This window comes from Neoakkermansia glycaniphila, assembly GCF_001683795.1.
Classification (GTDB): domain Bacteria; phylum Verrucomicrobiota; class Verrucomicrobiia; order Verrucomicrobiales; family Akkermansiaceae; genus Akkermansia; species Akkermansia glycaniphila.
In genome coordinates this window covers 116,294-122,976 of the sequence record NZ_LIGX01000018.1, presented here as the reverse complement: position 1 = coordinate 122,976, position 6,683 = coordinate 116,294, and the positions used below count along the sequence as shown (strand labels likewise).

6 protein-coding genes are annotated in these 6,683 nt (G+C 57.8%); 1 reads left to right on the top strand and 5 read right to left on the bottom strand.

All coding sequences use genetic code 11. The features are described 5' to 3' along the window. A partial coding sequence (locus AC781_RS05105) for a hypothetical protein (RefSeq protein ID WP_218107255.1) occupies nt 1–1,650 on the top strand: 1,650 nt, incomplete at its 5' end. 32 nt (nt 1,651–1,682) lie between these two features. Here the strand turns inward: AC781_RS05105 and AC781_RS05100 are convergent. The 5 genes from AC781_RS05100 to AC781_RS05080 form a co-directional block, all read right to left on the bottom strand. Next, nucleotides 1,683–2,420, bottom strand: coding sequence for a 16S rRNA (uracil(1498)-N(3))-methyltransferase (locus AC781_RS05100; protein ID WP_067774496.1), 738 nt, complete (start codon nt 2,418–2,420; stop codon nt 1,683–1,685). Between the two features lie 7 nt (nt 2,421–2,427). Further along, the gene (dnaJ, locus tag AC781_RS05095; protein ID WP_067774493.1) at nt 2,428–3,582 is read right to left on the bottom strand and encodes a molecular chaperone DnaJ; all 1,155 of its coding nucleotides are present in this window, start codon (nt 3,580–3,582) and stop codon (nt 2,428–2,430) included. A gap of 38 nt (nt 3,583–3,620) precedes the next feature. Continuing rightward, the gene (locus AC781_RS05090) at nt 3,621–4,187 is read right to left on the bottom strand and encodes a nucleotide exchange factor GrpE (RefSeq protein ID WP_067774490.1); all 567 of its coding nucleotides are present in this window, start codon (nt 4,185–4,187) and stop codon (nt 3,621–3,623) included. Between the two features lie 98 nt (nt 4,188–4,285). Further along, nucleotides 4,286–4,990 (bottom strand): MBL fold metallo-hydrolase, encoded by a 705-nt coding sequence (locus AC781_RS05085; protein WP_067774481.1) that lies wholly within the window; start codon nt 4,988–4,990, stop codon nt 4,286–4,288. A 3-nt stretch (nt 4,991–4,993) separates the two neighbouring features. Continuing rightward, nucleotides 4,994–6,589, bottom strand: coding sequence for an Rne/Rng family ribonuclease (locus tag AC781_RS05080; RefSeq protein WP_067774470.1), 1,596 nt, complete (start codon nt 6,587–6,589; stop codon nt 4,994–4,996). Nucleotides 6,590–6,683: the final 94 nt, after the last annotated feature.

The following is a 6,683-nucleotide window of genomic DNA, read 5'->3' as shown; positions in this document are numbered from 1 at the left end:
ATTTTACACAATGACGATATACAATTGCAGTTTCTACTGACGAACGGAGGGTGCGGTTATTCTCCATATTTGCTGCATTCCGGGTATCTGTGGGGATATTGGTGGAGTATGGTAGCACAGATATTACCTGTGCATTCAGCATGGATGATGCTGGCGAATATGATTCTCCTGTTCGTTTCTCTGTGGATATCATGTTTTCTGTTTTTTAGCAGAGCGTTTTCCAGATCAAGGGAGCAGGAGCCTTTTTATTTGTGGTCGCGTACTATTTTGATTCTGCTGGTATTTTTTTGTATTCGAATACTTTTGGGTATGCCTATGTATACCTTGGTTTCCATCTCGTTGCTTCTGGCAGGTATGGGCTTTATATTGCTTCCGTCCCGAGAGATGAAAGCATGGAAAAGGTATGGAGCAGGGGCTATATTGTGTTTTATTGCTTTATGCATCAGGATCGATTCCTTATATGTGGGATTGGTTTACTTCGGAGTATTGAGTGCTCTGATTGTTTGCAATAAAGGTAAGAAGATGTGGAGACAGATAGGAATATGCGGATTGGGGTTGTTGGGAATAGCCGGATGCGTATGGGGTGTCAATTATGTAGGGAATGTTCAAAATAAAGAGATTGTTCAAACTTTGAGTTTTTTGAAAAAACGCATTTCAATTCAGGATATTGCAGATAATTCCGGAATTGACAAGTATGATCGCTATGCTCGTGACTGCAAGATTACACGCGAGCAAATAGATATGTTCAAAGCATTTATTTATGTGCCAGAAATGGAGGAATCAGGGCAAATGGATCAAGCCGTGTCGATCCATCAGGTTGGGATGCGTGGTCTATTCGGTTTGGATTGGTTGGCAAAGCGCGGGATTTTGTCGCCAGAATGGAATGAATTGTCTAAAATAAGACAATCACCTGTTGCCTTGTCATTATGGGTGTGCTTGTGTCTTGCTGGTTTCCTCTATGCATTCGTCTCTAAGAGAACATGGCATGTTCCTGTTTTATATGGGATGTTTGTTGCATGTATTGTGTTTTTGCTGTTAACACAACACAGATTGTTGGATCGTGTCTATTTTCCGGTTGTGATGATGGCCTTGATTGGAATGGGGGCGTATTTGCCAAGAAAAGCGGCGTATGCGATTGAAAAATGGAAGCTTTACCTACTGGTTGCCGTGATGGGGGCAGGAACTTTATTTGTATTTCGCCATGATCGTCACGGTTTGGTGCACTTGTTGGATTCTGAATCCTCTCCTTCTGTAGACCAAGTGTCGTGTCGAGAGTATGTGCAAGCGCATCCTCATACGATTTTCGTGTGTGCTGCTCCACTTGAGATGCTTTTTCCGGAATCTCCGCTGGATTATTCTTGCGATTTATTCAGGACAACGAATGTGATTCCGGTGGGTGGTGCATGGATTTATTATACTCCGGCATATAAATCGTTTTTAGTAGCCCACGGTATGAGAGATCCTTATGTGGCATTGTTGGCGGATCGAGTCGTTTTTCTTGTGGGCAGCCATGGACAAGTGAAGGCAACAAAAATTCTGCAGGGTGTGAAAGAGTCAGTCGAGCGAAAGACAGGGCAGAGTATGGAATGGCGCCTCATTGAAGACAATGGCAAATTTTCGTGTTGGAAAGCTGTACGTGTGGAGTTTTGACGCATGCGAGGTGTGACCCTGCGCCGATCAGATCAGTCCAGCGCGTAGCGGATGGCGGAGATGGCGAAGAAGGTGGCGGTTTCGACGCGCAGGATGATGGGGCCGAGGGTGACGGGGAGGAATCCGTGGGCGGCTGCGGCTTCGTTTTCCGCAGGGGTGAAGTCTCCTTCGGGGCCGACGAGGATGGCGGCTTGCCGGATGTGGGCTGTGCGGGCCTGTTCAAGGACGGTGCGCAGGGGCTGGGCGGTGTCCGTGAGGGCGGCATGGATTTTGAGGGGGGGAAGGCCGGCGTGTGTGAGGAAGTCGCGGTAGTCCATCGGGAGTTCGACTTGCGGCAGGGTGTTCTGACCGCATTGTTTGCAGGCTTCGAGGACGGTGCGCCGCCATTTTTCGGTTTTGGCTTCTGCTTCGCCGGGTTTCAGCCGGACGATGGTGCGTTCGGTGATGAGGGGGATGATGCGGGAGACTCCGAGTTCGACGGCTTTCTGGATGATGAGTTCCATGTTGCCGCCTTTGGGGATGGACTGGCAGAGGGTGATTTCTGCGACGGGCGGGGGCTGGGGGAGGTCGGCCACGGGTTCGAGGAGGAGGCCGGAGCTGCCTCTGGTGGCGGTGATGCGCGCTTCCGCGGCGCGGCCCCTGCCGTCGAAGACGGTGCAGGTGTCGCCTTCGCGGAGGCGCATGACTTTGAGGGCATGCTTCGCTTCGTCCCCCGCGAGTTCCCAGGCGGGGGCTTGCCATGCATCAGGCGGCAGGTAGAAGCGGGGCATGCGGGGGTTAGTCTTTGTCTTTCAGGAAGCGGGCGGCTTTTCTGAGGTATTCCTCATACTGGGGCTGGTTTTTGGCCGGGGTGAGCGCAGCGGCGAATTCGTCGAGTTTGGCCTGCTGGTCGCGGCTGAGGCCGGAGGGCGTTTCGACGTGGATTTCGATGAGGAGGTCGCCCGTGGCTCCGCCCTTGAGGGATTTGATGCCTTTGCCCCGGACGCGGAAGATGGTGCCGGACTGGGTGCCTTCGGGGATTTTGATGCTGGCCGGGCCTTCGAGGGTGGGGACTTTGAGTTTGCCCCCGGCGATGGCGAGGTTCAGCGGGATGGGCATGGTGGCATGGAGGTCCTGGCCTTCGCGCTGGAAGATGTCGTGTTTTTTGACTTCGATGAAGACGTAGAGGTCGCCGGTGGCTCCGCCGTGGGTGCCGGCGTCGCCGTTGCCCGAGGAGCGGAGTTTGGTGCCGGTGTCCACGCCTGCAGGGATGCGCATGGTGATCTGGGTGTCTTTTCGTACGCGGCCTTCCCCCCGGCATTTCGGGCAGGGGTCGGAGACGATTTCTCCGGTGCCTCGGCATGTGGGGCAGGTGCTTTGCTGGACGAAGAAGCCGTTCTGCTGGGTGATGACGCCCTGGCCGTGGCATGTGGGGCAGGTTTTGAAGCCGCTTTTGCCGGCGCGCGATCCTGTGCCGGAGCAGGCGTCGCAGGCGACGAGGCGTTCGATTTCGAGGGTTTTTTCGCAGCCTTTGGCGGCTTCTTCGAGGGTGATGTCGAGGTCGTAGCGAAGGTCGGCTCCCGGTCGTTTGGCGGAGCGCCGCTGGCCGGAGCCACCGCGGCCGAAGGCTTCCGAGAAGCCTCCCATGCCGCCGAACATTTGGGCGAAGATGTCCATGGGGTCATGGAATCCTCCTCCTCCTGCCGGGCCGCCTGCGCCTCCCATGCCTCCGTTTTTGAAGGCGTCGTGGCCGTAGCGGTCGTAGGCGGCGCGTTTGTCGGCATCGGAGAGGACTTCGTAGGCTTCTCCGAGTTCCTTGAATTTTTCTTCGGCGGTTTTGTCATCCGGGTTGCGGTCCGGATGGTATTTCATCGCCAGTTTGCGATATGCTTTTTTGATGTCGGAGTCCGTCGCGTCGCGGGCTACTCCGAGTACTTCGTAGTAATCTGCCATGAGTGTGGGTTTAAAGGTGGTGCGCTCCGGTGGGTGGATCAGGCTTCAGGCGCCGGGTCGGCGGCGCGTTGCGCCACGACGACGTTGGCCGGGCGGAGCAGGCGGCCTTTGAGTGTGTAGCCGGGGCGGATGATGCGGAGGATGGTGCCTTCGGGCTGGTCGGATTCTTCGCTCTGGATGGCTTCCTGCAGGTTGTGGTCGAAGGGCTGTCCGATTTCGACGGGGATGAGTTCGACTCCCTGGTTCTGGAGGAAGTCGGCGAGTTGTTTCTGTACCATGTTCATGCCGATGTAGATCATGGATTTGGTGTCGTCGCTGGCCATTTGCATGCCCATGGCGAAGTTGTCGAGGATGGGGAGGAGTTCTTCGAGGAGGCCCTGGTTGGCGTAGCGGGCGAATTCTTCGCGGTCCTTGACGGTGCGTTTGCGGTAGTTGTCGTATTCGGCTGCGGTACGCAGGGCGGTGTCGCGCCATTTCTGGAGTTCTTCGGCTGCGGCGGCTGCCGGGTCGACGGCGGTTTCGGGTTCCGGTGTGTCCGCTGCTGCGGTTTCTTCCGGGTTCTGAGGAAGGTCTTCTTCAGGGTGTTTATGCTTGTTTTTGGTCATGGCCTGATGATAGTTTGTCGGTTGGTGCGCGTCAACTGCATGGTGCGGCATGGTTAGTCATGCCCGTTGCCGTGGCCGGAGGCGGTTGCCTTTGGAGCTCAGGCGAGGAAGGGGTTGTTTTTCAGTTCTTGCCCGGTTGTGGTGGCAGGGCCGTGGCCGGGGCAGATGACGGCGTTTTCCGGGAGGGCTGCAAGTGCTGTGCGGATGCGGTCGAGGGCGGCGGGAGTTTCGCCGCCGGGTGTTTTGCCGATGGATCCGGCGAAGAGGGCGTCTCCGGTGAAGAGGAGGGTGTCGTTCCCCTGCTGGAGTATGTATCCGCGCGCGCGAGGGGTGTGGCCCGCGAGGCTGACGGTGCGGAGGTCCCAGCCGCCGAGCGAGGCGGGAGGTTCTGCGCTGCCGATGCCGTAGACGGGGGATTGCTGCCAGCCGGAGGCAAGGCCGCCGATGTGGTCGCCGTGTTCATGGGTGATGAGGATGGCGAGGACGGTGCGGTTGCCGATGGCGGCGCGGAGGTCGGCCGGGGTGCATCCGGTGTCTACGACGATGAGGCCCTGCGGGGTGTCGATCGTCCAGATGTTGACGGTGCCGTAGGGGTAGGGCGCTTCGTGGCGGTCGAGGCCGGGCGGGAGGGCAGCGGCGGGTTCGTAGGCCGGGATGCGGCGCCAGGCTTCCGGAGAGATGCCGAGCTGCTGCCGGAGGTAGGCGTCGAGCGCCTGCGGGTTTTCCGGGAGGTCGGCAAGGGAAAGCCCCCGGTTGGCGAGGGCTTTCTTGATGATGTCTTGTTGGTCGTCTTCCAGTGGCATGGGTTACATGTTGACCTGGTAGAGCGGTTTGCTGTCGTTCCTCGCGTCGAGGATGGCGAAGGCTTCCCGGTGGATGGAGGGGTCGCTGCGGAAGAGGAGTCGCCCGTTGCACTGGCGTTCGAGTTCCATGAGGAGAGCCGCGTCTTCGTTTTTGAAGCGGGAGAGGACTTCGCTGTTGACGACGACGACGAGGTCGCCGACGGTGTCGCTGTATTTTTTGAGCGTGGCATGGATTTGCCGCTGGATTTCGACGCTCATGGTGACGACTGATTTGATGCGCCCGCGGCCGTGGCAGTAGGGGCAGTGGTCGTTGACGTAGTCGCGCAGGCTTTCGTTGAGGCGCTGGCGGGTCATTTCCATGAGGCCGATGGGGGAGATTTGGAGGACCTGCGTTTTGGCTTTGTCGCGTTTGAGGCAGTCTTTCATCATTTTATAGACGGAGAGCTGGTCTTTGCGGTGGCGCATGTCGATGAAGTCGACGACGACGAGGCCGCCGATGTTGCGCAGGCGGAGCTGGCGGGCGATTTCGCGGGCGGATTCGAGGTTGGTTTCGAGGATGGTTTTGTCGAGGTCTTTGGAGCCTTTGTTGCGGCCGGTGTTGACGTCGATGGCGATGAGGGCTTCGGTTTCGTCGATGACGAGGTAGCCGCCGCAGGGGAGGAGGACCTGCCGCTGGAAGGCTTCGTTGATCTGCTTCTGGATGCCGAGTTCTTCGAAGATGGGGTTGCGCGTCTGGAAGTGCTGGATGTGCCTTTTGGAGCGGCGGGAGATTTTCCCGGCGATGTCCTGCATCATCTGGGTGGTTTCGAGGTTGTCGCAGATGATGTTGTCGACGTTGTCGGTGAGGAAGTCGCGGGCGGTGCGTTCGATGAGGTCGGGTTCGCGGTAGACGCTGACGGGGGCGGGGCGGGAGTCGCGTTTTTCTTCGACGGCGCGCCATTGTTCGAGGAGCATGGCGAGGTCGCGGACGAAGTGGCGGAAGCGCTGGCCCTGGGCGACGGTGCGCATGATGATGCCCATGCCTTCGGGGACGTTGAGTTTCTGGACGATCTGGCGGAGGCGCTGGCGTTCCTTGGGGTCGTCGATTTTACGCGAGATGCCGAACTGGTCGGTGTAGGGCATGAGGACGATGTAGCGTCCGGCGAGGGAGATGTTGGTGGTGACTCGGGGGCCTTTGGAGCTGATGGGGCCTTTGGTGACCTGAACCATGATTTCCGAGCCGATGGGGTAGATTTCGGGGATGTCTTTGGAGGTGATTTTGCGCTGCTGTTTTTTCGGGCGGCCTTCGCGTTCGATTTCTTCGAGGCTGGAGTCGAGGGCGGCGGGCAGGGCATCCCAGAAGTGGAGGAAGGCGTTTTTTTCGTAGCCGATGTCTACGAACATGGCTTTGAGGCCGGGTTCGATGTTTTTGACGCGGCCTTTGAAGATGCCGCCGACGATGTTGTCGTGGCCTTCGCGTTCGATGTTGTATTCTTCGAGGATTCCGTTTTCGAGCAGGGCGACGCGGCGCTCAAGCTTTTCGGAGTTGATGACGATGGTGGTGCCTTCCTTCGGATCGCATGTGCCGAATCCGAAGGCGCGCTTCAGTTTGTTGAACATTTTACAAAACAATGGTGTGAATGGTGGTGTGCCAGACGCCGGGGGTGCAGGGCGCAGGTTGCGAGCTGGGTTCCGGCGTGGTTCCCGGGGCCGG